At 69.5% G+C, this 25905-nt stretch carries 23 protein-coding genes and 1 pseudogene; 17 read left to right on the top strand and 7 right to left on the bottom strand.

What is annotated here, in order from left to right; genetic code table 11:
• Positions 1 to 130 precede the first annotated feature (130 nt).
• Together H7J89_RS16995 and H7J89_RS16990 are read left to right on the top strand one after the other, a co-directional pair.
• Entirely contained in the window at positions 131 to 1369 is a 1239-nt protein-coding gene (locus H7J89_RS16995) for an acyltransferase family protein (protein WP_264044796.1), read from the top strand.
• A 91-nt stretch (positions 1370 to 1460) separates the two neighbouring features.
• Positions 1461 to 2147: an Rv0518 family GDSL lipase gene (locus H7J89_RS16990; RefSeq protein WP_264044906.1), complete on the top strand. Its 687-nt coding sequence runs from the start codon at positions 1461 to 1463 to the stop codon at positions 2145 to 2147.
• 1 nt (position 2148) lies between these two features.
• On the opposite strand, the gene H7J89_RS16985 is transcribed toward H7J89_RS16990, so the two are convergent.
• From H7J89_RS16985 to H7J89_RS16975, 3 genes are all read right to left on the bottom strand, one after another.
• Positions 2149 to 5466 (bottom strand): helix-turn-helix transcriptional regulator, encoded by a 3318-nt coding sequence (locus H7J89_RS16985; RefSeq protein ID WP_264044795.1) that lies wholly within the window; start codon positions 5464 to 5466, stop codon positions 2149 to 2151.
• 257 nt (positions 5467 to 5723) lie between these two features.
• The gene (locus tag H7J89_RS16980; RefSeq protein ID WP_264044794.1) at positions 5724 to 7871 is read right to left on the bottom strand and encodes an acyltransferase family protein; all 2148 of its coding nucleotides are present in this window, start codon (positions 7869 to 7871) and stop codon (positions 5724 to 5726) included.
• A 10-nt stretch (positions 7872 to 7881) separates the two neighbouring features.
• Positions 7882 to 8748 (bottom strand): alpha/beta hydrolase, encoded by an 867-nt coding sequence (locus H7J89_RS16975; RefSeq protein ID WP_276042161.1) that lies wholly within the window; start codon positions 8746 to 8748, stop codon positions 7882 to 7884.
• Between the two features lie 356 nt (positions 8749 to 9104).
• Here H7J89_RS16975 and H7J89_RS16970 point away from each other — a divergent pair, with 356 nt between their 5' ends.
• The 4 genes and pseudogenes from H7J89_RS16970 to H7J89_RS16955 all read left to right on the top strand — a co-directional run bounded on the left by H7J89_RS16970 (position 9105) and on the right by H7J89_RS16955 (position 13805).
• A complete protein-coding gene (locus H7J89_RS16970; RefSeq protein ID WP_264044793.1) occupies positions 9105 to 10259 on the top strand; it encodes an LLM class flavin-dependent oxidoreductase in 1155 nt (384 codons plus the stop codon).
• A 4-nt stretch (positions 10260 to 10263) separates the two neighbouring features.
• Positions 10264 to 11618: pseudogene (locus H7J89_RS16965) on the top strand (MFS transporter).
• Positions 11619 to 11673: 55 nt separating this feature from the next.
• Positions 11674 to 12414: a class I SAM-dependent methyltransferase gene (locus tag H7J89_RS16960; RefSeq protein WP_264044791.1), complete on the top strand. Its 741-nt coding sequence runs from the start codon at positions 11674 to 11676 to the stop codon at positions 12412 to 12414.
• Between the two features lie 20 nt (positions 12415 to 12434).
• The gene (locus H7J89_RS16955) at positions 12435 to 13805 is read left to right on the top strand and encodes an amino acid permease (RefSeq protein ID WP_264044790.1); all 1371 of its coding nucleotides are present in this window, start codon (positions 12435 to 12437) and stop codon (positions 13803 to 13805) included.
• 5 nt (positions 13806 to 13810) lie between these two features.
• On the opposite strand, the gene H7J89_RS16950 is transcribed toward H7J89_RS16955, so the two are convergent.
• The gene (locus tag H7J89_RS16950) at positions 13811 to 14326 is read right to left on the bottom strand and encodes a hypothetical protein (protein WP_264044789.1); all 516 of its coding nucleotides are present in this window, start codon (positions 14324 to 14326) and stop codon (positions 13811 to 13813) included.
• A gap of 115 nt (positions 14327 to 14441) precedes the next feature.
• Between H7J89_RS16950 and H7J89_RS16945 the strand changes: the two genes are divergently transcribed.
• Together H7J89_RS16945 and ligD are read left to right on the top strand one after the other, a co-directional pair.
• Positions 14442 to 14864 (top strand): MarR family winged helix-turn-helix transcriptional regulator, encoded by a 423-nt coding sequence (locus tag H7J89_RS16945; RefSeq protein ID WP_264044788.1) that lies wholly within the window; start codon positions 14442 to 14444, stop codon positions 14862 to 14864.
• 106 nt (positions 14865 to 14970) lie between these two features.
• Complete coding sequence (ligD, locus tag H7J89_RS16940; protein WP_264044787.1) at positions 14971 to 15933, top strand: non-homologous end-joining DNA ligase; 963 nt, start codon at positions 14971 to 14973, stop codon at positions 15931 to 15933.
• Positions 15934 to 15960: 27 nt separating this feature from the next.
• Here ligD and H7J89_RS16935 read toward each other — a convergent pair whose 3' ends face one another.
• The gene (locus tag H7J89_RS16935) at positions 15961 to 16353 is read right to left on the bottom strand and encodes a nitroreductase family deazaflavin-dependent oxidoreductase (protein ID WP_264044786.1); all 393 of its coding nucleotides are present in this window, start codon (positions 16351 to 16353) and stop codon (positions 15961 to 15963) included.
• A gap of 73 nt (positions 16354 to 16426) precedes the next feature.
• Between H7J89_RS16935 and H7J89_RS16930 the strand changes: the two genes are divergently transcribed.
• The 8 genes from H7J89_RS16930 to H7J89_RS16895 all read left to right on the top strand — a co-directional run bounded on the left by H7J89_RS16930 (position 16427) and on the right by H7J89_RS16895 (position 24152).
• A complete protein-coding gene (locus tag H7J89_RS16930; RefSeq protein ID WP_264044785.1) occupies positions 16427 to 16771 on the top strand; it encodes a hypothetical protein in 345 nt (114 codons plus the stop codon).
• Positions 16772 to 16828: 57 nt separating this feature from the next.
• On the top strand, positions 16829 to 18160 hold the full coding sequence (hemL, locus tag H7J89_RS16925; protein ID WP_264044784.1) for a glutamate-1-semialdehyde 2,1-aminomutase: 1332 nt from the start codon (positions 16829 to 16831) through the stop codon (positions 18158 to 18160).
• Complete coding sequence (locus H7J89_RS16920; RefSeq protein WP_264044783.1) at positions 18160 to 18768, top strand: histidine phosphatase family protein; 609 nt, start codon at positions 18160 to 18162, stop codon at positions 18766 to 18768. Before hemL ends, H7J89_RS16920 begins: the two co-directional genes overlap by 1 nt.
• Positions 18769 to 18848: 80 nt before the next feature.
• A complete protein-coding gene (locus H7J89_RS16915) occupies positions 18849 to 19436 on the top strand; it encodes a TlpA disulfide reductase family protein (RefSeq protein WP_264044782.1) in 588 nt (195 codons plus the stop codon).
• A complete protein-coding gene (locus H7J89_RS16910) occupies positions 19433 to 20212 on the top strand; it encodes a cytochrome c biogenesis CcdA family protein (protein ID WP_264044781.1) in 780 nt (259 codons plus the stop codon). Before H7J89_RS16915 ends, H7J89_RS16910 begins: the two co-directional genes overlap by 4 nt.
• Positions 20213 to 20259: 47 nt before the next feature.
• Entirely contained in the window at positions 20260 to 21837 is a 1578-nt protein-coding gene (locus H7J89_RS16905; RefSeq protein WP_264044902.1) for a cytochrome c biogenesis protein ResB, read from the top strand.
• Positions 21834 to 22811, top strand: a complete 978-nt coding sequence (ccsB, locus tag H7J89_RS16900; protein ID WP_264044780.1) for a c-type cytochrome biogenesis protein CcsB — start codon at positions 21834 to 21836, stop codon at positions 22809 to 22811. Before H7J89_RS16905 ends, ccsB begins: the two co-directional genes overlap by 4 nt.
• A 42-nt stretch (positions 22812 to 22853) precedes the next feature.
• Positions 22854 to 24152 carry a MinD/ParA family ATP-binding protein gene (locus H7J89_RS16895; protein ID WP_264044779.1) on the top strand — a complete coding sequence of 433 codons (1299 nt, stop codon included), beginning with the start codon at positions 22854 to 22856 and terminating at the stop codon, positions 24150 to 24152.
• An 8-nt stretch (positions 24153 to 24160) separates the two neighbouring features.
• Here the strand turns inward: H7J89_RS16895 and H7J89_RS16890 are convergent, their stop codons facing one another.
• Positions 24161 to 24322: a hypothetical protein gene (locus tag H7J89_RS16890; RefSeq protein WP_264044777.1), complete on the bottom strand. Its 162-nt coding sequence runs from the start codon at positions 24320 to 24322 to the stop codon at positions 24161 to 24163.
• Between the two features lie 85 nt (positions 24323 to 24407).
• Here H7J89_RS16890 and H7J89_RS16885 point away from each other — a divergent pair, with 85 nt between their 5' ends.
• A complete protein-coding gene (locus H7J89_RS16885; RefSeq protein WP_264044900.1) occupies positions 24408 to 24728 on the top strand; it encodes a DUF4229 domain-containing protein in 321 nt (106 codons plus the stop codon).
• Between the two features lie 6 nt (positions 24729 to 24734).
• Here H7J89_RS16885 and H7J89_RS16880 read toward each other — a convergent pair whose 3' ends face one another.
• Positions 24735 to 25742: a beta-ketoacyl-ACP synthase III gene (locus H7J89_RS16880; RefSeq protein WP_264044776.1), complete on the bottom strand. Its 1008-nt coding sequence runs from the start codon at positions 25740 to 25742 to the stop codon at positions 24735 to 24737.
• Positions 25743 to 25905: the final 163 nt, after the last annotated feature.

The following is a 25905-nucleotide window of genomic DNA, read 5'->3' as shown; positions in this document are numbered from 1 at the left end:
CGCCGGGGCCATTGCGCTGCTAGGCTGCCAGGGCTGCCGGTTGCGATGCGGGGGCTGGTGACATCGCGTGGTCGCCCGGTCAGCCGACTAACAGGCGAACGAACAGCAGAGTCCAGGCGGAAAGAGCATCGTGCGCGGCGCAGAGATCAGGGGCGAGATCAAGGCCCTGACGGGGCTGCGCATCGTCGCCGCGCTGTGGGTCGTGCTGTTTCACTTCCGCCCGATGCTGGGCGACGTGGGGACCGATTTCCACGACGCCCTCGCGCCGGTGCTCAACTGCGGAGCCCAGGGCGTCGACCTGTTCTTCATCCTCAGCGGATTCGTGCTGACCTGGAACTACCTCGACCGGATGGGCCGGTCATGGTCGACGCGCGCGACCCTGCACTTCCTGTGGCTGCGGCTGGCCAGGGTGTGGCCGGTGTACCTGGTCACGCTGCATCTCGCCGCCCTCTGGGTGATCTTCACCCTGCACGTCGGCCACGTGCCGTCGCCCGACGCCGCCCAGCTGACCGCGATCAGCTATGTGCGCCAGATCCTGCTGGTGCAGCTGTGGTTCGTGCCGTTCTTCGATGATTCGAGCTGGGACGGGCCCGCCTGGTCGATCAGCGCGGAGTGGCTGGCCTATCTGCTCTTCGGCCTTCTGGTGTTGGTGATTCTGCGGATGAAGCAGGCGACGCGGGCGCGGAGCCTGATGGTGCTGGCGTTCGCGGCGGCACTGCCGCCCGTGGTCATGCTCCTGGCCAGTGGCCACTTCTACACCCCGTGGAGCTGGTTGCCGCGGATCGTCACCCAGTTCATCGCCGGCGCGCTTGCTTGCGCCGCGGTGCGCAGGCTGCGGCTGACCGATCGCGGCCGCCGACTGGCGGGCTACCTCTCCCTGGTTCTGCTGGCCGCCATGGTGGGCGTCCTCTACTGGTTCGACGCGCACCCGATCTCCGGGGTGGTGGAGAACGACAGCGGCGGGGTCGTCGACATCCTGTTCATTCCGCTGGTGATCACGTTGGCCATCGGCGTCGGCAGCCTGCCGAGGGTGCTCTCCACCCGGTTGATGGTCTACGGAGGCCAGATCTCGTTCTGCCTGTACATGGTTCACGAGCTGGTGCACACCGCGTGGGGCTGGTCCGTCGAGCAGTTCGAGCTTCGGCCGCAGGACAATCCATGGAAATGGAACATCATCGGCCTGCTTGCGATCGCCGTGCTCATCTCGATCGTGATGTATCACTTCGTCGAGGAGCCCGCCCGCCGCTGGATGCGCCGGATGGTCGATGTCAAAGCCGTCACCGCGAGAAGCGAGCCCGACGAGCCCGCGAACGGCAAGGTCCATCCGATCGACCGCTCGCTGGAAGCCGTTTCGGTCCGCGCGGTGTGACGGTTGCGTGGGCGCACGGCCGCGGGCCGGCGGCGGATAATCGATGAAAATCCGGTGGCACATGACGATGCCGTTGACGGGGGAGGTAGTGGTGAGTCGTCTGGCCACCTTTGTCATCGGCCTGACTTTTCTGGTCGGCGTCGGCATCGCATACCCCGCTCAGGTGCGCACCTACGACACGCTGACCCTGGATTTCCGGTTGAACCACATTGCCGTAGTAGGGGACTCATATACCACCGGCACCAATGAAGGTGGGCTGGGCCCGAGGTCATGGCCCGCCCGCGCCTGGGACGGACTCGCCGCGCGCGGCGAACGGATCTCGGCCGACGTCGCCGCCGAGGGCAGGGCCGGCTACGGCATGCCGGGCGACCATGGCAGCGTCTTCGAAGACCTGACCGCAAGGGCCGTGCAGCGCGACGATGTGCTGGTGGTGTTCTTCGGCTCGCGCAACGACGAGACCATCGATCCGGGTCTGATAGCTCAAAAGGCCCGCAGCACATTCGATTTGGCTCGCCAGCTGGCGCCGTCCGCGAGGTTCCTGGTGATCGGACCGCCGTGGCCGACCGCCGATGTGCCCATCCCCATGCTGCAGGTTCGCGACGTGCTCGGCGCGGCGGCCGCGGCCGCGGGTGCGACGTGGATCGACCCGATCGCCGAAAGCTGGTTCGTGGGCAGGCCCGATCTGATCGGGGCCGACGGTGTGCACCCGAACGACGCGGGGCATCAATACATGGCGGACAAGATCGCGCCGCTGATCCGCACGCAGCTGTCGACCTGACCTAGCTGTGGCGGGCCACTTCCTGAGCGAGTTGCACCCGCGACGACACGGCGAGTTTGGTGTAGACGTGCGTCAGATGAGACTGCACGGTGCGCGGGGAGATGAACAGCCGCGCGGCGATGTCCTTGTTGGGCAGTCCTTCGCTGACGAGCCGGACGACGTCGAGTTCGGTAGGCGTCAGCGACTCCCAACCGCTGGCCGGTCGCTTGCGTGCACCGCGCCCCCGCTGCGCGTAGCTGATGGCCTCGGCGGTCGACAGCGCGTTGCCTTCCGCCCATGCGGCATCAAAAGCACTGGGGTCCAATGCTTCCCGTGTCTTCGCGAGCGACGCGTCATAGGTGAATTGAAAAGCCTTGAAGCGCACCGAGCCATGGCATTGCCGCATACCGTCGGCCGCACCGAATAGCCGCGCGGCGTGCTCGGGATTGGTGTCGGCGGCCAGCGCCGCGAGGCCCTCGAGGGCATCGGGGGCGAATAGGTATCCGCCCGTGCGCTCGGCGACCGCGAGGGCCTCGTGCAGGTCGGTTTCGGCCTGCTGCGCCTCGCTTTGGGCGATGGCGATGCGGGCGCGCGAAGTCAGCGCCAGCATCTGTTGAAAACCCGGTGCGACCCCGACCATGTCATTTGCCCAGCGACGGGCGGCGACCAGATCGCCACATCCCAGGGCGGCGTCGGCCATCGGCACCGTGCATCTGGTGAGCAGTTCCTTCAGCGGATAGGTGTGCCGCATCGCCGCCTCGCACGCACGCCTGGCGGCGGCGGCGTTACCTTCGGCCAGCGCGGCCCCGGCCAACGCCGCGTAAGCGCTGTCGTCGTGAAAGCCGCCCAGTGTGGCCCCGACTTTGAGGGCGGCTTCGGCTGACTCGCGCGCCACCGCGGCGTCTCCGGTGAACGCGACTGCTTGCCCCAAGGTGATTAGACCGAACACCTCCATCGGGCGGTCCCCGGCCGCCTGCGCCTCCTCGACCAGCGAACGGGCCACAGCGACACCCTCGGCCAGCTTGCCCTGCTGCACCAGGGCAACGCCGAGGAACGTCCGGCTGTAGGGAGACGCGAAGCTGTCGCCGAGCGCGTCGGCGAGGTCCCGGCCCTCCTCGCCGGCCGCCTGCGCGGCGATGGGGTCGCCTGCGGCCGCGGTGGCGAAGCTCTGGTAGGCGCGCAGCTGGGCAAGCGCGGCAAGGTCACCCGACGCGCGAGCCAGATCCGCGGCCTCGACGAAGTACGGCGCGGCCAGTTCGGGGTCGTTGAATGCCAGCATGCTGCAGGTCATCAGGGTGTGCACGACCAGCGCCTCGTCGCCGACCTCACGCGCCACTGCCAGGGCTTGTTGCGCGCGCCGCAGGCTGAACGGGACGGAGAACCAGACGGCAAGTAGCCCCGCGTCGGCGACCGCCCGCACCCAGACCTCGGGCTCGACGTCCGCGTCGCGGTAGCGCTCGTCGCCGAGGACGGCGTCGAACCCGGCCACGCCCTCGCGGAATCGGCCGCGCGTGAGCCAGACCCGTTGCAGCGCCGACACCAGTCGCAACGCCGGTCCGAACTCGGCGGCGTCGCAGCTCCACGCATGGGCCGCGCGGAGGTTGTCCATCTCGCGTTCGGCCCAGGGGACCAGCGGCGTCCCGTCGCCGCGCATCCGCGATTCCAGCGCCACCGCGGCGGCGGTGTAGTGGTCGCGATGCCGGATCCGCACGGCCTCGGCCTCGCCCGACTCGGCCAGCTTTTCCAGGCCGTACTGGCGGACGGTCTCCAGCAGCCGGTAGCGCATCATGCCGTCGATTTCCTCGGTGACGATCAGCGACTTGTCGACGAGCAGCCCGAGCAGGTCGATGAGCTGGAAGTGCTCCACACCGGCGTCGGCGCCAACGGCGTGCGCGGCGTCCAGGTCGAAACCGCCCATGAACACGGCGAGGCGGCGAAACAGGATGCGCTCCGGCTCGGTGAGCATCGCGTGGGACCAGTCGATGGAAGCGCGCAGTGTCTGCTGGCGGCGCACGGCGTTGCGGGCGCCCCCGGCCAGGAGGCGGAAGTTGTGATGGAGGCTGTCGACGATCTGGGTCAGGGACAGGGCGCGGGTCCGCGCCGCCGCCAGCTCGATCGCCAGCGGCATGCCGTCCAGGCGCAGGCAGATCTCGGCGATGGCGGCCGAATTGTCTTCGGTGGGTTGGAAATCCGGTCTGGTGCGGCGGGCGCGGTCGACGAACAATTCGAAGGCCTCGCCGTCGCCCGACAGTGACGGCACGCGCCAGGTCAGTTCCCCGGCGACGCCGATCGGCTCCCGGCTGGTCGCCAGCACGGTGACGCCCGGGCACGCATCGAGCAGCGCCACGACCAGGGCCGCGCTGGCGTCCAGTAGGTGCTCGCAATTGTCCAGTACCAACAGCATTTTGCGGTCCCGGACGAACTTCGACACCGTCTCCGTGGTGGAGCGGCCCGGTTGGTCGGCAAGACCCAGGGTGCGCGCCAGGGTGACCGGCACGACGAGGGGATTGGTGACCGGAGCCAGGTCGACAAACCAGGCCCCGCCGGGAAACGTGTCCGCAACCTGCTCGGCGACCTGCACCGCCAACCGTGTCTTGCCGACACCCCCCGCGCCGGTCAGGGTCACCAATCTGTTGTCCCGCAAGATCTGTCCGATGTCGCTGATCTGCGTGCCCCGGCCGACGAAGCTGGTCAACTGCGTCGGAAGGTGGGCATTGGCAACGTCATTCGCCCCTCGCAACGGCGGGAAGTCGTTGGCGAGGCCGGGATGATTGAGTTGCACGACGCGTTCCGGCCGCGGCAGGTCGCGCAACGGGTGGAAGCCCAGGTCGGTGAGCCAGGCATCGGCCGGTAACCGGTCGAGCACCAGCGGTTCGGTGGCACCGGACAGCACGGTCTGCCCACCGTGGGCAAGGTCGCGCAGCCGCGCCGTCCGATTGATGGTGGGTCCGGCGTAGTTGCCGGCATCGCGCAGCTGGACCTCGCCGGTGTGCAGGCCGACGCGGATCCGGATCGGCGGCGGCACGGCCAGCTGGAGTGCAAGCGCGCACGCGACGGCGTCGCTGGGCCGGGCGAAGGCGACCACGAAACTGTCGCCCTCGCCCTGTTCGACGGGCCGCACCCCGCCGTGGGCGGCGACGAGATCGTTCACGGTTTGATTCAGCTGCTCGAGCGCCGCCGTCATGGTGTCGGACTGGGTTTCCCACAGCCGTGTTGAGCCCTCCACGTCGGCAAGCAGCAACGTCACGGTCCCTGTGGGCAGCTCGCTCACGCTCTGCTCGCTCCAGTCCAGCAGCGGCGTGTCCGCCGACGAATGAATGTCGATCATGTTAGCCAGCATGCGGGGACTGTGAGTGGCAAACATCAGCGAAAGCGCGTAACTCCGCCTGCCACTACGCGGAGCTACGACCCGGGTTCAGTCCTCGGCGTGCCGTTCGTAGTCCCATCGCTCCAGGCGGGCTTGCAAGTTCAGCAAGCCGAACCCGGCGATCGGAGCGGCGGCCGCAATGCAGGCCAGCAGCAGCGGAGTCATCCCCACAACCTCCCAAAACCCTTTGCTGATATGACGTTCATCGACCACCGGAAGTTCATTGCCGTTCACCCGCCCGCCAGGGCGCGGTCCGCCAGCGCGCCCATCACCGGCGCGAGCAACTGCGCGTACTCGGTCGTCACGTGGTTGTCGTCGCGGAACACCAGGGTGTTGCCGACGATCGTCGGGCAGCGGTCGGGGGTGCAGAACAAGTCGGTGAGATCGGCGTACTGACCGCCGCCGGCCGTGGTTGCCGCCCGTTCGGCCCCGATGCCGTCGTCATCGACCGCGGCGGCCCGCGCCGGCGCGCAGGCGCCGGCGTCGTCGAGGTGGGCGGAAAGGCAGGTGGGCACCGAGGAATGGGGATCCGGGGCGGGCCCCAGGATCAGTACCGCCGCGCCGGTGCTGCGCAACTGCGCCACGGTCCGGCCCAGCGTGTCGATCCAGGCGGGGTCGTAGGAGGTGAAGCTGAAGTCGGCGCCGTAACGCCGGCTCATGTCGACCACGACCAGGCGTGGGTGTTCGGCGGCCAGGCGGCCCATGATCTGGCCGCGCCACTGCTCGCACTCGGTGTACTCGCGGCCCAGGTAAGGGCTGAGGATGTGCAGATCCAGCAGCGGGCAGGTCACTTTGGCCAGCGTCTCCAACCGCCAGTGCCGTTGCTCGGCGACCTGCTGGAACGCCGGGTCCCACATGGCGGCGTGCGAGTCGCCGATCAACGCGACGGTCGTCGGCGACGCGAAATCACCTGTGGCACAATCATTTTGACCTACCTCGCGCCAGGAGCGCACACAGCCGTTGACGAAGACGGCGGCCTTGTCGGCGGGCGCCTTGGCGAGCGGGGGATCCAGATTGACCGGGACGGCCTTCAGGTTCGCCGATGCGGCGACGGCCGCGCGGGCCTGGGCGAAGGCGTCCCGCACCGCCGCCTCCTGCGGGCTGACGTTGGGCGCGGCGGTGGGAGGCACCGCGAGGATGTTGGCCCGCGGGGCGGCCACCCCGTGACCGATCGGCACCGGCACCACATTCAGCAGCAGCACGCAGGCACACGCGGCTGCCGCGCTGGCGGCGCCCGCGACGGCCAGGCTCGCCTTCGCCGACCGGCGCAGGGCGGCGGCGAACCGGCCGGGGTTTTCGACCAGGTGCAGCGTGATCATGGCGAGCCCCGCCGAGACGGCCGTCGCGGTCAGCCTGGCCGGCAGGCCGGCGGGCTCACCGAGCAGCGCCGGCATGAGCAGCAGCACCGGCCAGTGCCACAGGTACCAGGAATAGGAGATCCGGCCGACCGCGCGCATCGCCGGCCGGCACAGCAACCGACCTGCCCCCAGGCCGCGGGTGACGCTGCCGCCGCCGATGACCAGCGCAGTGCCCAGGACCGGCAGCAGCGCCGCGGTGCCGGGGTAGGGGGTCCGAGCGTCCAGCTGCGTGCAAGTCAGCAGGATCAGCGTCAGGCCGCCCCATCCGGCGATCGACGCGGTCAGCAGCGATAGATGACGCCAGTGCCGGATCGACAGGGCCACCAGGCCACCCGCGGCCAGTTCCCAGGCGCGGGTCGGCAGCGAGAAGAACGCCCAGGGCGGCGACGTCCGGGTCCACAGCACGGCCGCCGCCAGCGACGCCGCCCCGACCACTCCCAGGACCACCGCGTACGGTGCCGCGCCCCGCAGCGCCGGGATGCGCCGCACCAGCCAGGCCGTGCCGATGATCAGGACCGGCCAGACCAGATAGAACTGCTCCTCCACGCCCAGCGACCAGTAGTGCTGGAACGGCGACGCCAGGTGCGCGGTCAGGTAGTCGGTGCCCTGGGTGGCGAACCGGTAGTTGCCGACATAGAGGGCGGTGGCGATGCCGTCGAGGAACACGCTGCGCGCCTGCAGCGGCGGCAGCACCACGGCCGCACCGATGGCGGTGACAACGCCGACGACGGCCGCGGCGGGCAGCAGGCGACGGGCGCGCGCCGCGTAAAAGCGTCCCAGCGCAACGGTATTGGTGTTGGTGACCTCGCGGACCAGCAGCCCGGTGATCAGGAACCCGGAGATGACGAAGAACACGTCCACGCCTATGTAGCCGCCGGCTACCCCCGGCAGGCCGGCGTGGTACAGCACGACCGCGATGACCGCGACCGCCCGCAGGCCCTCGATGTCGGGGCGAAATCCGGTCCGCTTCACCGCCCGCTGCTCGGGGCGGGTGGGCAGTTCGCTCGGCCGGATGCTCATCGGGTTTCCGCTAGGTCGCCATCCAGGCGAGCTCGCCGGGCAACATGAGCCGCCACCAGGTCATGTCGTGTCCGCCGACCGTGAAGCTGACTGCCGGTGGCGTTTTGAGTTGGCTGACGAATTGGCGGGTGGCGGGATAGAAGCGGTCGAAGGTGCCGCAATCCACGCGCAGCGGGATCTGCGACAACGCCGGCAAGCCCAGCACGCTGTTCTGCGTGAAGTCGTCGTCGCTGTCGAACGCCTTGGGGGCGCTCTCGGCGAACGACGTGTACAGCGCCGGACTGATCGCGCAGATCCCCGCGGTCCGCGCCGGCCCCAGCTTGCCGCCCAGGTGCAGCGCCCCGTAGCCCCCCATCGACCAGCCCATGAAGCCCACCCGGGAGGTGTCGAAACCCATCGACGACAGCATCGGCAACAGCTCGTCGAGCACCATGGCGCCGGAGTCGGTGCCGTCGGCCCGTTTGTGCCAGTAGGAGTCGCTGCCGCCGTCGACGCCCACCACCGCGAACGGCGGCTTGCCCTCCCTGACCAGCTGGGCCAGGCCCCTCTCGACGCCGCAGTCGAGCATCATGTTCGCGTCGCCGTCCTTGCCGTGCAGGGCGATCACGGGTCGCAACATCCCGGTTTGGCCCGGCGGCAGCGCGATCACGTAATTCGTCTTGACCCCCCCACGGGCGGCGGAGACGAACGAACCCGTGAGCTTGGTGGGGAGGTTGCTGCTCGCCGCCGACGGCTCGAACGGCGCGGGAGCCTGCGGCAACGTCGCGGCTAGCGGCCTGACCGGATCGAGCAGGGCGCTTAAGGCGAACACGCCAGCGGCTCCCAGGCCGGTGCCGGCTCCCATTCTCAGCACCGCCCGGCGTGTCAGGTCAGGCATGATCGCAATAATGCCGCGCTGACCGGGCATTCCTGCCCGAGCCACGCCGAAATGGAATATTTGTGTGATCTCGCGTGACCGATCGGTCATGAACCGGTTACCTGTGGTGCACCGGCGGGTGGGTCCAGCGGCCGAGTTGCGCCGCATCACCGCGCGCTGCTATTCCCTTGTGCCAGAAGAGAAAAGACGGGTATGGGGCGGGGAGGGTCGATGCCCCCGGAGGACGCCGCCCGCCGCGGCGCCACGGCTGCCGGACGGGGATGCAATCTCGACGGTTTCAACCCTCCCGTGTCGGACGCAAGTTTCGCAGGATGGAGCTTTCGTGTCTGGCGTCGTGGAGTGAAAGAGGATTGAGGATGAGTCTGGCGTTCCATTGGTTTCTGCCGACCTACGGTGATTCCCGGAACCTGGTGGCGGGCGGACACGGGACGTCGATGTCCGGGGACCGGCCCGCCACGCTGAAGTACCTGCACCAGATTTGTGCGGCCGCCGAAGACAATGGCTTCGAGGCGGTGCTCACCCCCACCGGATTGTGGTGTGAGGACGCCTGGTTGACGACGGCGATGCTGGTCGAGGCGACCGAGACGCTGAAGTTTCTGGTCGCCTTCCGGCCCGGGCTGCTGAGCCCCACCCTGGCCGCCCAGATGGCCGGAACGTTCCAGCGGCATTCCGGCGGTCGGCTGCTGCTCAACGTCGTCACCGGTGGCGAACCGCACGAGCAGCGGGCCTACGGGGACTTTCTCGGCAAAGAGGCGCGCTATGCGCGCACCGCCGAGTTCTTGCACGTGGTCCGCCAACTGTGGACCTCATCGGAGCCGGTCACCTTTGCGGGAGAGCACATTCGCGTCGAGGGCGCGCAGCTGAACAATCCGCCCGATCCGGTGCCGGCGGTGTTCTTCGGTGGATCGTCGGCAGCGGCCGGCCCGGTCGCCGCCAAACACAGCGACGTCTACCTCACCTGGGGTGAGCCGCCCTCGGCGGTCGCACAGAAGCTCGACTGGATCCGTGGGCTGGCCGTGGACGCCGGCCGAATCCTGCAGTACGGCTTGCGGATTCATGTGATCAGCCGCGACACGTCCGAACAGGCGTGGGCCGAGGCCGACCGGCTGCTGGCCGCCGTCGACCCGGCCGACGTCGAGCGGGTGCAGGCCAGCCTGGCCCGCAGCGAATCGGAGGGCCAGCGCCGCATGCTGGACCTGCATGGCGGCAGCAGCGGCCGGCTGCTGGTCGGGCCCAACCTGTGGGCCGGCGTGGGGCTGGTCCGCGGGGGGGCGGGCACCGCGTTGGTCGGGTCGCACGCCGAGGTCGCCGAACGGCTCGCCGAATACGCCAAACTCGGCATCACGCACTTCATCCTGTCGGGATATCCGCACCTGGAAGAGGCCTACTGGTTCGGCGAGGGCGTCCTGCCGCTGCTGGAGCGAATGGGCTTGTGGCGTCATCCCAGCCGGCCCACCGGCCAGTCGCACCCGGCATCGGCGACGCCGTTCGCTGTCGCCTCGGCCCACTAAGGCCATGGCCGCCACCTTGCCCGCGCCGGCGACCGGCGCAGGCCTCGACGCGAGCGCCGGCGCGGTCGAGAGTCCGCAGCGCAGCAACGCGGGCGGCTGCGCATCGTCGTCGCGGCCAGCCTGTTGGGCACGACCGTGGAGTGGTACGACTTCTTCCTCTACGCGACCGCGGCGGGCCTGGTGTTCAACAAGGTCTTCTTTCCCAGCGAGAGCTCACTTGTCGGCACGCTGCTGGCCTTCGCGACGTTCGCCGTCGGGTTCGTCATGCGGCCGGTCGGGGGGCTGGTGTTCGGCCACATCGGGGACCGGATCGGCCGCAAGCGCAGCCTGGCGCTGACCATGCTCATCATGGGCGTCGCCACGGCGTTGATCGGGGTGTTGCCCACCGCCGCCCAGATCGGAGTGTGGGCGCCGCTGTTGCTGTTGGCGCTGCGGATCTTGCAGGGTTTCGCCCTTGGCGGCGAGTGGGCCGGTGCCGTGCTGCTCGCGGTGGAGCACAGCCCCGAAGGCCGGCGCGGCCGCTTCGGGGCGATCCCCCAGATCGGTCTGGCGCACGGATTGGCTTTGGGCACAGGCATCTTCGCGTTTCTGCAGATCGCCTTGGGTCCGGCCCGGTTTCTCGCCTACGGCTGGCGCATCGGCTTTCTGCTGAGCCTCGTGCTCGTGGTGATCGGCGTGGTGGTGCGGCTGCGGGTCGAGGAGACACCGGCCTTCCGCGAACTGCGTGAGCTCCAGGCCACGGCCACGGTGCCCATCCGCGAGATCGTCCGCGAACCCCGCTCGCGGCGAAACACCGTGTTGGGCTTGCTGTCTCGCTGGGCCGAGGGCTCGGCGTTCAACACCTGGGGCGTCTTCGCGATCAGCTACGCAACCGGGGCGCTGGGCTTCAATCGGGTGTCGGTGCTGGTGGTGGTGACCATCGCCGCCCTCTTGATGGCGGTGCTGCTGCCGGTGTCCGGGGCGCTGACCGACCGGTTCGGCGCCCGCCGGGTGTATCTGGCCGGTGTGGCCTGCTATGGCATCGCGGCGTTCCCCGCCTTCGCGCTGTTCGGCACCAAGAACCTGGCCTGGTTCGCGGTGGCGCTGATCGTCGTGTTCGGTGTGGTGCACGCGCTGTTCTACGGCGCCCAGGGCACCTTGTATTCGTCGCTGTATCCCACCAGCACTCGCTACACCGGTCTGTCCTTCGTGTATCAGTTCTCGGGCATCTACGCCTCCGGGGTTACCCCGATGATCGTGACCGCGCTCATCGCGGCCCTCGGCGGCGCGCCCTGGCTGGCGTGCGGCTATTTGGTGGCGACGGCCGTCATCAGCGTGCTCGCCACGGCACTGATCCGCGAGCAAGACCTACATCTTTGAGCTGACTTCGCACTAGTGTCGTTCCCGTCGGGAGTCGCGAGGAAGCGAGAAGGCAATGACTGACGGGAACGTCGCCGGTTTCGAGCCGTTGTACGACGAGGCAGAGCATACCGACGGGCGGATTCCCTGGGACATCGGCGGCCCGCAGCCGGCGGTGCAGCAGTTGGTGGCGTACGGCGGGATCCGCGGCGAGGTACTCGATCCCGGTACGGGCCCCGGCTATCACGCCATTCACTTTGCGGCGCATGGATATTCGGCAACCGGAATCGATGATTCACCCTCGGCCATCGAGCGCGCCAAGCGCAACGCCGAGCGGGCCGGGGTCCAGGTGGATTTCCAGGTGGCCGATGCCACCAGGCTCGAGGGGTTCGAGGGCCGCTTCGACACGGTGGTGGACAGCGCGTTCTACCACGTGTTCCTGAATGACGAGGACACCCAGACGCGTTACGCGCAGGCGCTGCACCGGGCCACCAGGCCCGGGGCGCGGCTGTACATGTTCGAATTCAGCCCCCACAACGTCAACGGCCTGCAGTGGACGGCCATACCCGCCGACAACTTCGAGCGGGTGTTCGGCGGCAACGGATGGCGCATCGACTACCTGGGCAGCACGACCTACCAGGCCCGCTTCCTCAAGGAGACGTTCGACGCCATGAAGACGCTGGCGTCCGAGCAGCAGGGCGAGATCCTGCAGCGGATGCGGCCGCTGGTACACCGCCTGGGCGTCATCGACCCCCTGCTGGAAGACCACCGGGTGCACCTCCCGGTGTGGTCGGTGGTGGCCACCCGCCTCGACTGAGCAGCGCTGCACCGACCGGCATGGCTAGCACTCCGCAACTGCGCCAAGGGCTGTCGCAGCGCCAGCTCAGCATGATCGCCCTCGGCGGCGTCATCGGTGCCGGCTTGTTCGTCGGCTCGGGTGTGGTGATCAAAGACACCGGCCCCGCCGCGTTTCTGACGTACGCGCTGTGCGGCCTGCTGATCGTCCTGGTGATGCGCATGCTGGGCGAGATGGCGGCCGCGGACCCGTCGACCGGATCGTTCGCCGATTACGCGGTCAAGGCGTTGGGCGGCTGGGCGGGTTTCTCGGTTGCCTGGCTGTACTGGTACTTCTGGGTGATCGTGGTCGGCTTCGAGGCCGTCGCCGGCGGGAAGGTCCTCAACTACTGGTTTCACGCGCCGCTGTGGCTGCTGTCGCTGTGCCTGATGGTCTTGATGACAGCGACCAACCTGTTCTCCGTCTCATCCTTCGGTGAGTTCGAATTCTGGTTCGCCGGAATCAAAGTCGCGACCATCGTGATCTTCCTCGGTGTGGGCACGGCCTTCGTCCTGGGACTCGTACCGGGCCATCACGGCGGGCTGGCCAACCTCACCGCGCACGGCGGCTTCTTCCCGAAGGGCGTCGGGGCCGTCTTCGCCGCCATTGTGGTGGTGATCTTCTCCATGGTCGGCGCCGAGATCGTCACCGTGGCCGCCGCGGAAAGCCGGGACCCGGAACTGGCGGTCCAGAAGGCCACCAGATCGGTGGTCGCGCGGATCGGCGTCTTCTTCGTGGGGTCGGTGTTCCTGCTGGTGGCGATATTGCCCTGGGACTCCGTGGAACTCGGCGCGTCGCCTTACGTGGCCGCGCTGAACCACCTGGGGCTGCGCGGCGCGGACCAGGTGATGAACGCCGTGGTGCTCACCGCGGTGCTGTCCTGCCTGAACTCCGGACTGTATACCGCGTCGCGCATGCTGTTCGTGCTTGCCGAGCGGGGCGAGGCCCCGACGCGGTTGGTCAGGTTGAGCGGGCGTGGCGTTCCGCACATCGCGATTTTGTGCTCGTCGGCGGTCGGGTTCGGCTGCGTCGTGATGGCGCGCGTCGCGCCCAACACCGTGTTCCTGTTCCTGCTCAACTCCTCGGGCGCCATCATCTTGTTCGTCTACTGGCTGATCGCGCTTTCGCAGATCATCCTGCGCCGCCGCACCCCCGCCGAGAAGCTGCGGGTGAAGATGTGGTTCTTCCCGGTGTTGTCCATCCTCACCCTGGCGGGTATCACCGCCGTGCTGGTGCAGATGGCCTTCGACCGCTCGGCGCGCAGCCAGCTCTGGCTCAGCCTGTTGTCGTGGGCGGTGGTGATCGGGGTGTACTTCGCCGCCCGCGCCCGCGGCCGAATCGGTAGTCGCGGCGCGATCCCCGCGGGGGAGTAGGCAGCTTAGGCCTCGGGCCGGGTGGCGGGGCGGGGCATCCGCATGTGTTCCTCGGCGCGACGCCATGTCACGGTCGAGACGAACCGCTCGTCAGTCCAAATCACCGATTCCACCCGCACCCGTCCCCGCCAGTTCTTCACGATGTCGGCGTGCACCGGCCAACGGATGAAGCGGCGCAAATCGCTTCTGCTGTCCCAGACGGATAGCGATCCGCCGCGCCACTCCGCGGGCTTGCCCCAGAGCCACAGCCCAACGGCCCCGTGCATGATCGGCCAGCTTTCCGCCAGCTTCATACCGAGTTCGGCGACCTGTTGCCAGTCCTTCTCGGATTCGGTATGAAAGTCGGTGAAACTCACCACAACCGGGAGCCGGGTCGAGTCGGACGGGCCCGGCAGCCAGTCGGTGCTGATGAGTCCGGCGCCGGGCGTGATCGGCGGTTGGCCGGCCGGTTTCACCCCACCCGAGGATGACCGGCCATCGTCAGCGTTGGCCAGGACGTCGCCGGGTTGGGTTGTGGTCATGGACAGCTCAATGTCAGATGGCAGGCGCGGCAGGCCCAACCGGTACGGGCAAAATAATAGGCGATCGCAGATGATGTGACAATGCGTATAAAATGCCAATGTCTATCATCACGGCATGGCACGAAAGTCGACGCGTCCAGATCTTGCGGCAATGCTCGTGCCGCTGACCCGTCAAGCCGTGGCCGCCGAGCGGCCGGTGCTGACCGCGCACGGCCTGTCGATGTGGGGTTACGTCATTCTCAGCGCCCTTGACGGCTCGCCGATCCGCACGCAGGCGGCCCTCGCCGAGGCGATCGGCGCCGACAAGACGCGCATCATTCCCACGCTCGACGAACTGCAGGAGCGCGGCTACATCGAGCGCTCACCCGATCCCGATGACCGTCGCGTGCGCCTGCTTGCGATCACCAGCGCCGGACGTTCGATCAAGAGTGCCGCGCAGCGCGACATCCAAACCGGCGAGGAGCGCTGGCTTGCGCAGCTGTCCACCAGCGACCGAAACGTCTTTCTGCGCGTGCTGCGCCGGCTGGCGTTCGGTTGAACGAGTCGACTGATGACCTAGTGTTCTGCCATGTGACCCACGCCGTGAACCGCGCCGCGTGGCGTCGGTCCCGTCGCGGCTGGTGTGGACCGCCGATCGGTGTGTCATGACAGCCGACGAGCGGCGCGCCGGCGTTGAGTTGACCAACCTGGACCAGCCGCTGAGCCCGGACGCCGGAGCCACCAAGCGCGACCTGATCGACTACCTGGAGGCGGTCGCCGACCGAATGTTGCCCGTCCTGGCCGGTCGCGCGCTCACGGTGCTGCGCCTGCTGCGGGGCCGAGCCGCGTTCATGCAGAAGAACGTGCCGAAATACGCACCGGCCTGGGTGACGACCGTCCCGGTATGGGCCGAAGCATCGAAACGCCAAGTGCACTATGTCGTCTGCGATGACCTGCGGACGCTGCTTTGGCTGGCCAATCAGCGCGCCCTCGAATTCCACCCGTCGCTCGGACCGGCCGGCGACCTGCGTCGGCCCACCCATTTGGTGCTCGACCTCGACCCGCCGGCCGACGACGACTTCTCCGCCGTGGTCGGCGTCGCGCACCTGGTCCGGCAGGCGCTGGCCGACAGCGGCTTGGCGGGCGCGGTGAAGACCAGCGGCGCCAAGGGGCTTCACGTCTTCGTACCGGTCGACGGCACCGCTGCGGTGGACGACGTCGCGGCGGCTACCCGGGCGCTCGCCGCCCGCGTCGAAGCGCTTGACCCACGAAGGGCGACAACGGCTTTCATCGTGGCCGACCGCGCCGGCAAGGTGTTCGTCGACTCCACCCGGGCCGGCGGGGCGACCGTCGTCGCCGCCTACAGCCCGCGCCTGCGCCCGGGGATGCCGGTGTCCTTCCCGCTCGCCTGGTCGGATCTCGATTCCGCCCGCCCCGGCGACTTCACCATGCACACCGCGATCGATGCCCTTGCCGGGCGCGACCCGTGGGCCGAGCACATGCCGGATCCGCAGCGTCTGCCGGACGATCTGATCGAGCAGGGCCGCGCGATTCCGGTCGCCCGGGTGGCCGCGATGCACGAGGGCAAACGACGCGCGCGGGCCCGCCGGACGCCTCCCGGGGTTTGACGACCTCCCGGGAGTGCGGGCCCCGCCTCACTCGGTCCTGGTGAGCAAGACCGCCCGCTCGAACGGCAGTCGGGCGAACACCGAGCGGCCCCGCGTCACATACCGGGCCGCCTCGTCCTTGGTGACCACTCGCGGCTCGGCGATGCCGAAGCTCTTGCCGTTGCGGCGCATGCGGCCGTCTCCCGCCGCGGTCAGGTTCTTCAGCCAGTCCCGGTCCGGGCCGTAGGTCAGCAGGATCGCCACCCCGGCCTTGCCGTCGACGTCCGTGCTGAAGACATTCACCGGGGTGCGGTACGGCTTGCCCGAGCGGCGGCCGACGTGTTCGACGATGGCGAACGGTGGCAGCCAGCCGGCCCACAGCCGCTGAACCGGATTGGTGACGCGACGGTTGAACCGGGCGAGCCCCTGCGGCATCTGCATACCGCTATCCAACTCGCCTGCGCCGCCGGGCATCAACCCAACTCTTGGCTGCGATCGGGTCTAGTGTCTGAACATGGGCGACTCGCCAGGTAACGAAGCGGCCCAGCGCGCCGAGGAGTTGCTGCGCAGGGGCCGAGACTTGGCCGCGCGCAAGCCCATCACCTCCGAGGACGTCGAGCGCGCGACCGACCGCGCCCAGCATGCGCACGAGCGGGACCAGGAGGCGCACCGCCGCGACCGGGACCGCCACTACGAGGCCGCCGCCGCGCACGAGCGGGCCGCCGAAGTCCACGAGCTGGCGGTCGTCGAGGGCCTCGGGGACGTCGAGGCGCACCGGCGCGCGGCGGAAAAGGAGCGCGAAGCCGCTCGCCATCACTTCCAGGCCGCCCAACAAGCCGACCAGCAATATGACGACTAACCCTTCCTGCTACACCCTGTAGTTGAACCGGCCGCGGAGGCTGGGACACTGGTTGTCATGGGAAGCAGTGACCAGGCAACCGCGCACGCCGCGACGACGGCGGCGTCGGCCCGGTTGTTCGAGGATGCCTGCGCCGTCATCCCCGGCGGGGTGAACTCCCCGGTGCGCGCGTTCACCGCGGTCGGCGGGACGCCGCGCTTCATCACCGAGGCCCGCGGGTGCTGGCTCACCGACGCCGACGGCAATCGCTACGTCGACCTGGTCTGTTCCTGGGGCCCGATGATCCTCGGACACGCGCACCCCGCCGTCGTCGAAGCCGTCACCACGGCCGCGGCGTCCGGACTGTCGTTCGGCGCGCCCACGCCGGGGGAGAGCCGGCTGGCCGCCGAGATCATCGAGCGGGTGGCGCCGGTCGAACGGATACGGCTGGTCAACTCAGGCACCGAGGCGACGATGAGCGCGATCCGGCTGGCCCGCGGATTCACCGGCAGGCCCAAGATCGTCAAATTCTCCGGCTGCTATCACGGCCACGCCGATGCGCTGCTCGCCGACGCGGGCTCCGGAGTGGCGACACTGGGCCTGCCGTCCTCGCCCGGGGTCACCGGCGCGGCGGCGGCCGACACGATTGTGTTGCCGTACAACGACATCGACGCCGTGCGGCGGGCGTTCGCCGAATTCGGCGACCAGATCGCCGCGGTGATCACCGAAGCCAGCCCGGGCAACATGGGTGTCGTCGCGCCGGCCGCCGGCTACAACGCCGGACTGCGCGCGATCACCGCCGAGCATGGCGCGCTGCTGATCGTCGACGAGGTGATGACCGGGTTCCGGGTCAGCCGAAGTGGTTGGTACGGAATCGATCCCGTCGCCGCCGACCTGTTCACCTTCGGCAAGGTGATGAGCGGCGGACTGCCCGCGGCCGCGTTCGGTGGGCGCGCCGAGGTGATGGAGCGGCTGGCGCCGCTGGGGCCGGTGTATCAGGCCGGCACGCTGTCGGGCAACCCGGTGGCGGTGGCCGCCGGCTTGGCGACGCTGCGCGCCGCCGACGCCGCGGTCTACGCGGCGCTGGACGCCAACGCCGACCGGCTGGCCGGCCTGCTCTCCGAAGCGTTGACCAGCGCCGCTGTGCCGCACCAACTTTCGCGGGCAGGCAACATGCTCAGTGTGTTCTTCGGCGACGCCCCGGTGACCGACTTCGCGTCCGCGCGGGCCAGCCAGACGTGGCGTTATCCGCCGTTCTTCCACGCCCTGCTGGACGCGGGTGTCTACCCGCCCTGCAGTGCTTTCGAGGCATGGTTCGTCTCGGCGGCGCTGGACGACGCGGCGTTCGACCGGATCGCCGAAGCCCTGCCCAACGCGGCCCGCGCGGCCGCCCAGGAGGACAAGCCCTGATGGCCGAGCAAACCCGCGTCCACGTCGTGCGCCACGGCGAGGTGCACAACCCCAGCGGCGTCCTCTACGGCCGGCTGCCCGGGTTCCACCTGTCCGACCGGGGCCGTGAGCAGGCGGCCGCGGTCGCCGATGCGCTGTCCGGCCGCGACATCGTCGCGGTGGTCGCCTCCCCACTGCAGCGGGCCCAGGAAACCGCCGCGCCCATCGCCGCCAAGCATGACGTGGCCGTGGACACCGACCACGACCTGATCGAATCGGCGAACTTCTTTGAGGGCAGACGCGTCGGTCCCGGCGACGGCGCCTGGCGCGACCCGCGGTTCTGGTGGCAGCTGCGCAATCCGTTCACCCCGTCGTGGGGCGAGCCGTACGCCGAGATCGCGGCGCGGATGACGACCGCGGTGGACAAGGCCCGCGCCCGCGCAGCCGGCAGCGAGGTCGTGTGCGTCAGCCATCAGCTGCCGGTGTGGACACTGCGGCTGCACCTGACCGGCCGGCGGCTGTGGCACGACCCGCGGCGCCGCGAGTGCGGGCTGTGCTCGATCACCACCCTGGTGTACGAGGGCGAGCGGCTGGTCGACGTCGAGTACCAGGAACCGGCGGGCGCTTGATCGCGCCGGCGACGATGCAGAGCGTGAAAGCGATGTGGGGTTACCTCCCGCTTGCGGGGGAGAGGAGCGGCGCCATAGTCATGCGGCGACTGGCGACGGCCGGGGTCGTCCTGACGACCCTGGTTGCCGGCTGTTCCTCCGGTCGCGACGCGGTGGCGCAGGGTGGCACGTTCGAATTCGTCTCGCCCGGCGGAAAGACCGACATCTACTACCACCCCCCGTCCAGCCGCGGCCACCCCGGCCCGCTGTCCGGGCCGGACCTGGCGGACCCCGCTCACCCGCTGTCGCTGGACGATCCGATCTTCGCCGGCCGCGTCGTCGTCATCAACATCTGGGGGCAGTGGTGCGGCCCATGCCGGGCCGAGGTCAGCCAACTGCAGCAGGTGTACGACGCCACCCGTGACAAGGGGGTGTCCTTTCTCGGCATCGACGTGCGCGACAGCAACCGGCAGGCGGCGCTTGACTTCGTCAACGACCGGCACGTGACGTTCCCCTCCATCTACGACCCGGCGATGCGCACGCTGATCGCGTTCGGCGGCAAATACCCGACCACCGTGATCCCGTCCACGCTCGTCCTGGACCGTCAGCACCGGGTCGCGGCGGTGTTCCTGCGCGAACTGCTGGCGGCCGACCTGCAGCCCGTGGTGCAGAAGGTGGCCCAGGAGTGAGCGGGTTCACCCAGATCGCCGCGGCCGGACCGCTCCTGGTGGCCCTCGGCGCGTGCCTGCTGGCGGGGCTGGTGTCGTTCGCCTCGCCCTGCGTGGTGCCGCTGGTACCCGGCTACCTGTCCTACCTGGCCGCGGTCGTTGGCGTGGACGAGCAGCCGCCGCCCGGCGCCATCAAGGCCCCACCCTCGGCGCGGTGGCGGGTCGCGGGCTCGGCGGCGCTGTTCGTCGCCGGATTCACCACGGTGTTCGTGCTGGGCACCGTGGCCGTCCTCGGCATGACGACCGCGCTGATCACCAACCAGCTGCTGCTGCAACGGGTCGGTGGCGTGCTGACGATCGTGATGGGGCTGGTGTTCGTCGGCCTCATCCCCGCCCTGCAACGCCAGGCGCGGTTCAGCCCGCGGCAGCTGACGACGGTCGCCGGGGCGCCGCTGCTGGGCGCGGTGTTCGCGCTGGGCTGGACGCCGTGCCTGGGGCCGACGCTGGCCGGCGTGATCACCGTGGCCTCGGCCACCGAAGGCGCGAGCGTGGCCCGCGGGATCACGCTGGTGATCGCGTACTGCCTGGGGCTGGGCATCCCGTTCGTGCTGCTGGCCTTCGGCTCGGCGGGCGCGGTGGGGGCGCTGGGCTGGCTGCGCCGCCACACCCGAGCCATCCAGATCTTCGGGGGCGCGCTGCTCATCGCGGTCGGTGCGCTGCTGGTCAGCGGGGCGTGGAACGACTTCGTCTCGTGGCTGCGCGACGCCTTCGTGTCCGACGTGAGGCTGCCGATTTGAGGCAAGTTCTCGCTTGGGCCCGCAACACCTGGCGCGCGCTGACGTCGATGGGCACCGCGTTGGTGCTGCTGTTCCTGCTCGCGCTGGGAGCGATCCCCGGGGCGCTGCTGCCGCAGCGCAGCCTCAACGCCGGCAAGGTCGACGACTACCTGAAGGCCCACCGCGTCATCGGGCCATGGCTGGATCGGCTGCAGGCCTTCAACGTGTTCTCCAGCTTCTGGTTCACCGCCGTCTACGTCCTGCTGTTCGTCTCGCTGGTCGGCTGCCTGACCCCGCGGATGATCGAGCACGCCCGCAGCCTGCGCGCCACCCCGGTGGCCGCCCCGCGCAACCTGGCCCGGCTGCCCAAGCACGCCAGCGCCGAGATCGCGGCCGACGCCGACGAGCTGAACGCCCTGGCGAACGAGATCACCGGCCGGCTGCGCGGCTGGCGCACGGCCATCCGGCACGAAGGCGAAGCCGTCGAGGTGTCCGCCGAGAAGGGCTATCTGCGCGAGTTCGGCAACATCGCCTTCCACTTCTCGTTGCTGGGCCTGCTGGTCGCGGTGGCCGTCGGCAAGCTGTTCGGCTACGAGGGCAACGTGATCGTGATCGCGGACTCCGGCCCGGGCTTCTGCTCGGCCTCGCCGGCCGCATTCGATTCGTTCCGCGCCGGCAACACCGTCGACGGCACGTCGCTCAACCCGATCTGCATACGCGTCAACGACTTTCAGGCGCACTACCTGCCGTCCGGGCAGGCCACCTCGTTCGCCGCCGACATCGACTACCAGGCCGGGCACGATCTGGCGGCCAACAGCTGGCGGCACTACCTCCTGGAGGTCAACCACCCGCTGCGGGTCGGCGGTGACCGGGTGTACCTGCAGGGCCACGGCTACGCGCCCTCCTTCACGGTGACCTTCCCGGACGGTCAGACGCGCTCGTCGACCGTGCAATGGCGGCCCGACAACCCGCAGACCCTGCTCTCGTCCGGGGTGGCGCGCATCGACCCGCCCGCCGGCAGTTATCCCAACGCCGCCGATCGCCGACAGCACGAGATCGCGATCCAGGGCCTGCTGGCCCCGACCGAGCAGCTCGACGGCACGCTCTTGTCGTCGCGCTTCCCGGCGCTGAACGCCCCCGCGGTGGCCGTCGACATCTACCGCGGCGACACCGGGCTGGACACCGGGCGACCGCAATCGCTGTTCACGCTCGACCCGCGGCTGATCCAGCAGGGCCGGCTGACCAGGGAAAAGCGCGTCAACCTGCGCGCCGGGCAGGAGGTGCGGATCGAGGCGGGCCCGGCGGCCGGCACCGTCGTCCGCTTCGACGGCGCCGTGCCGTTCGTCAACCTGCAGGTGTCCCACGACCCCGGGCAGGCCTGGGTGCTGGTCTTCGCCATCACGATGATGGCGGGCCTGGTGGTATCGCTGCTGGTGCGCCGGCGCCGGGTGTGGGTCAGGCTCACCCCGGGGGCCGGTACGGTGAACGTCGAACTGGGCGGGCTGGCGCGCACCGACAACTCCGGCTGGGGCGACGAGTTCGAGCGGTTGACCGAGCGGGTGCTCACCGGCCTGGCTGAGCCCGGAACGGCGCAGTCACCCAAGCCCCCCGCGTCCAAAAGGAGTTCTCAGGTGGACGTCAAATGAACACGGTGCACGTCAACATCGGCTTGGCGCGGTACTCCGACTGGGCGTACACCTCGGCCGTGGTGGCGCTCGTCATCGCGCTGTTGCTGTTGGCCTTCGAGCTGGCCTACGCCGGCGGCCGCCGCGTCGACCGGCGCGAGCAGATGCTGGTCGGTTCGGTTTCCTCCGACAGCTTCACCCCCGGCATCGTCGAGGAGGCGCCCGGCCGGCCGGTGGACGAACGGGTGGGGCGGGCCGGGCTGGCCGTCGTCTACCTCGGCGTCGGGCTGCTGCTCGCCTGCATCGTGCTGCGCGGCCTGGCCACCCTGCGGCCGCCGTGGGGCAACATGTACGAGTTCATCAACCTGACCTGCATGTGCGCCCTGCTCGCCGGGGCCTTCGTCCTGCGCCGCCCGCAGTACCGCCCGCTGTGGGTTTTCCTGCTGGTGCCGGTGCTGATCCTGCTCACCGTGTCCGGCCGCTGGCTCTATACCAACGCCGCGCCGGTGATGCCCGCGCTGCAGTCCTATTGGCTGCCCATCCACGTGTCGGTGGTCAGCCTGGGCTCCGGGGTGTTCATGGTCGCCGGCATCGCCAGCATCCTCTTCCTGCTGCGTACGTCTCGGCTGGGCGAACCCGGGGCCGAGGGCGCCCTGGCCCGGATCGTCCGGCGGTTTCCCGACGCGCAAACGCTGGACCGCGTCGCCTACCGGACCACGATCTTCGCCTTCCCGGTGTTCGGCTTCGGGGTCATCTTCGGGGCGATCTGGGCCGAGGAGGCCTGGGGCCGGTACTGGGGCTGGGACCCCAAGGAGACGGTGTCCTTCGTCGCGTGGGTGATTTACGCCGCATACCTGCACGCCAGGTCGACGGCGGGCTGGCGGGACAGGAAGGCGGCCTGGATCAACGTCGCGGGGTTCGTGGCCATGGTCTTCAATCTGTTCTTCGTTAACCTGGTGACCGTGGGCCTGCATTCGTATGCGGGCGTGGGGTGACCGCAGCGACCGACCCAGGTAACACAACAAGGGGGAGTGCACGTGTCCGACCATCCAATGATGGGCGTCGGGACGCCCGATCAACCGACGACGCAATTGCCTCCGCAGGAGTTTTCCGCCACGCCATCGCCGGAAAACGCTGACGAATCGCTTGCCGACGGCGGCGAAGCGCCGACTCGCGCCTTCGCCGGATTTCGCACCGAGCGGCGGGTCCCCGGCCCCGAGCGGCGCGAGGCGGCGCCGCCCACCACCCCCAGGCCCGCGGGGATGCCGCCGTGGGACGCCACCCCGGTGACCGGGATCCCGCGGGTCGACCCGACCGCGTACGGCGCCTACTACACGGGCCCGGCCGACGCGCCGCCCCCGCAAGCCCCGCCGCGCCCGGAGCCGCTGCCGCACACGCCGTACCCGGAGCTGTCCACCGGAATGCTGCTGCGGCCCGTCAAGCCACCGCCCTCCGAGGGCTGGCGCCGGCTGCTCTACGAACTGTCCGGCCACCTGATCAACCTCGGGGAGGGTCCCCGGGCCGCCCGTTACAACAACTTGGTGGCGCAGGTGAACCGGCCGTTGCGCGGGTGCTACCGGATCGCGCTGGTGTCGCTCAAGGGCGGCGTCGGCAAGACGACCATCGCCGCGACCATGGGTGCCACCTTCGCCTCCATCCGCGGTGACCGGGTGGTGGCGGTAGACGCCAACCCCGACCGCGGGACCCTGAGCCAGAAGATCCCGCTGGAAACGGCCGCGACGGTGCGCCAGCTGCTGCACGACGCCGGCAGCATCGAGCGCTACAGCGATGTGCGCCGCTACACCTCGAAGGGCCCGAGCGGGCTGGAGGTGCTGGCGTCGGAGACCGACCCGGCGATCTCGGAGGCGTTCGGCGCCGACGACTACACCCGGGTCCTGGACGTCCTGGAGCGGTTCTACGGCTTGGTGCTCACCGACTGCGGCCCGGGACTCCTGCATTCGGTGATGTCATCGGTGCTGGAGAAGGCGGACGTTCTCGTCGTGGTCAGCTCGGGATCCATCGACGGGGCCCGCAGCGCGTCGGCGACGCTGGACTGGTTGGACGCGCACGGCCACGAGGAGATGGTCCGCAACTCGGTCGCGGTCATCAACGGGGTCCGGTCGCGAACGGGCAAGGTCGACATGAACAAGGTGGTCGACCACTTCTCCCGCCGCTGCCGCGCGGTCCAGATCGTGCCGTTCGACCCGCACCTCGAAGAGGGCGCCGAAATCGAGTTGGACCGGCTCAAGCGCTCGACCCGCGAGGCGCTCACCGAGCTGGCGGCCATCGTCGCCGACGGGTTCCCGGGCGACCAGCGCAATCCCGGAGTCGCGTAGCGCGAGGCTTACCGGGGGTTGTTGTCCCCGCGCCCCAACCGCCGTAAGAAGTCCGGATCGTCGTCAGGCCCGATAACGCGCGTCTTCGCCCGGTTCGTTTGTGACCGGGCCGTCCGCCAGCCCACGTAGATCAGCGTCCCCAACATCAGGACGAGCAGCAGGTAGAGCACTCGACACCTCCGTTGACGAATATACCCGCGTCGTAGGCTCTCCCCTGTGTCAGAAGGAGCTAGCGACGACGGCGCCGGGGACCGCGTGGACGAGGGCGGGCCGCAACGCGCCGGCCATCGGGCGGTCGTCGACGTTCTGCTGTATGCGGGGGCGCGGCTGCTGCTGGCGGTGGCGCTTGCCGCGGCGATCTACGGGGTGGCGCGCCTGATGGGTGTCAGCCAGTTTCCGATCGCGGTCGCCGCGTTGTTCGCCCTCATCATCGCCATGCCCCTGGGCATTTGGCTGTTCGGCCCGCTGCGGCGGCGCGCTACCGCGTCGCTGGCGATCGCCGGCGAGCGCCGGCGCCGGGAGCGCGAGCAATTGCGGGCGCGGTTGCAGGGCGAGGCGCCGACCGACGACGGGTGAGACCGGTCAGAAGTTGGGCATCCGGACGACCTGCGCGGCGTAACTGAGGCCCGCGCCGTAACCGATCAGCAGCGCGAGGTCGCCCGTCTTGGCCGCCCCGGTCGCCAGCAGTTCGGCCATCGCCAGGGGGATGGAAGCCGCCGACGTGTTGCCGGTGTGCTCGATGTCGTTGGCGACGACGGCGTCCGGCCGCAACTCGAGGCTCTTGGCCAGGACCTCGTTGATGCGGCTGTTCGCCTGGTGCGGCACGAACACGTCGATCTCGTCGGGCCGCACGCCCGCCGCGTCCATCGCCTGCCGGCCGACCTTGCCCATCTCGAATGCCGCCCACCGGAACACCGCGCTGCCCTCGAGCCGCAGGAACGGGCGGGGCCCCGTGGGGGCGTCCATGTAGTCGATCCAGTCGATGTCCTGGCGTATCGCCAGGGCCTGCTCGCCGTCACTGCCCCAGACGGTCGGCCCGATCCCCTGATCGGGCGTCTCGCCGACCACCACTCCGGCCGCGCCGTCGGCGAAGATGAAGCAGTTGGTGCGGTCCTGCATGTCCACGGTGGGGGACAGCTTCTCCGAACCGAGGACCAGCACCTTGGCGGCGGTCCCGCCGCGGATCATGTCGGCCGCGACGCCGAGCGCGTAGCCGAACCCGGCGCACCCCGCCGAGACGTCGAACGCGGGCACGCCGGTGGAGCCCAGCGCCGCGGCGACGGCCGGCGCGCAGGCCGGGGTCTGCAGAAAATGCGTGCTGGTCGCGACGATCACGCAGTCGATGTCCGTCGACGTCAACCCGGCGTTCGCGATCGCCTGCCGCCCGGCCTCGGTGGCCATCGACGCGGCGGATTCGTCGCGGGCGGCGAACCGGCGGGTCTTGATCCCGGTGCGCGAGTAGATCCACTCGTCGGACGATTCGATGTTCTCGCAGATCTCGTCGTTGGTGACCACCCGGTCGGGGCGGTACGCCCCGACGCTGAGCATGCCGATGTTCTTCGGTCCACTGGTCGCGGCGATCTGCTTCATTGCTGTCCCCGATCGGTGCTCGCTGTGAACGGCATACGTCTCCGACGCCGGTCCCTCATTGTTATCGGATCCGGCCGCGCTAGTTCACTCGAGTGTGCATTTACGGCGGCGACACGCCGTGAAACGCCGCCGCCAGTGCACAGTCAACGCCGTGGGCGCCCGC

The organism is Mycobacterium paraffinicum (assembly GCF_025822865.1).
Taxonomy (GTDB): domain Bacteria; phylum Actinomycetota; class Actinomycetes; order Mycobacteriales; family Mycobacteriaceae; genus Mycobacterium; species Mycobacterium paraffinicum.
The sequence above is the reverse complement of the archived record's forward strand: the minus strand, read 5'-3'. Positions and strand labels throughout refer to the sequence as shown.

Excerpts from the sequence above, each read along its gene's own strand:
- H7J89_RS16985 (WP_264044795.1), bottom strand. The coding sequence starts at position 5,466 with ATGCTGGCTAACATGATCGACATTCATTCGTCGGCGGACACGCCGCTG.
- H7J89_RS16980 (WP_264044794.1), bottom strand. The coding sequence starts at position 7,871 with ATGAGCATCCGGCCGAGCGAACTGCCCACCCGCCCCGAGCAGCGGGCG.
- H7J89_RS16975 (WP_276042161.1), bottom strand. The coding sequence starts at position 8,748 with ATGCCTGACCTGACACGCCGGGCGGTGCTGAGAATGGGAGCCGGCACC.
- H7J89_RS16970 (WP_264044793.1), top strand. The coding sequence starts at position 9,105 with ATGAGTCTGGCGTTCCATTGGTTTCTGCCGACCTACGGTGATTCCCGG.
- H7J89_RS16960 (WP_264044791.1), top strand. The coding sequence starts at position 11,674 with ATGACTGACGGGAACGTCGCCGGTTTCGAGCCGTTGTACGACGAGGCA.
- H7J89_RS16955 (WP_264044790.1), top strand. The coding sequence starts at position 12,435 with ATGGCTAGCACTCCGCAACTGCGCCAAGGGCTGTCGCAGCGCCAGCTC.
- H7J89_RS16950 (WP_264044789.1), bottom strand. The coding sequence starts at position 14,326 with ATGACCACAACCCAACCCGGCGACGTCCTGGCCAACGCTGACGATGGC.
- H7J89_RS16945 (WP_264044788.1), top strand. The coding sequence starts at position 14,442 with ATGGCACGAAAGTCGACGCGTCCAGATCTTGCGGCAATGCTCGTGCCG.
- ligD (WP_264044787.1), top strand. The coding sequence starts at position 14,971 with ATGACAGCCGACGAGCGGCGCGCCGGCGTTGAGTTGACCAACCTGGAC.
- H7J89_RS16935 (WP_264044786.1), bottom strand. The coding sequence starts at position 16,353 with ATGCAGATGCCGCAGGGGCTCGCCCGGTTCAACCGTCGCGTCACCAAT.
- H7J89_RS16930 (WP_264044785.1), top strand. The coding sequence starts at position 16,427 with ATGGGCGACTCGCCAGGTAACGAAGCGGCCCAGCGCGCCGAGGAGTTG.
- hemL (WP_264044784.1), top strand. The coding sequence starts at position 16,829 with ATGGGAAGCAGTGACCAGGCAACCGCGCACGCCGCGACGACGGCGGCG.
- H7J89_RS16920 (WP_264044783.1), top strand. The coding sequence starts at position 18,160 with ATGGCCGAGCAAACCCGCGTCCACGTCGTGCGCCACGGCGAGGTGCAC.
- H7J89_RS16915 (WP_264044782.1), top strand. The coding sequence starts at position 18,849 with ATGCGGCGACTGGCGACGGCCGGGGTCGTCCTGACGACCCTGGTTGCC.
- H7J89_RS16905 (WP_264044902.1), top strand. The coding sequence starts at position 20,260 with ATGGGCACCGCGTTGGTGCTGCTGTTCCTGCTCGCGCTGGGAGCGATC.
- ccsB (WP_264044780.1), top strand. The coding sequence starts at position 21,834 with ATGAACACGGTGCACGTCAACATCGGCTTGGCGCGGTACTCCGACTGG.
- H7J89_RS16880 (WP_264044776.1), bottom strand. The coding sequence starts at position 25,742 with ATGAAGCAGATCGCCGCGACCAGTGGACCGAAGAACATCGGCATGCTC.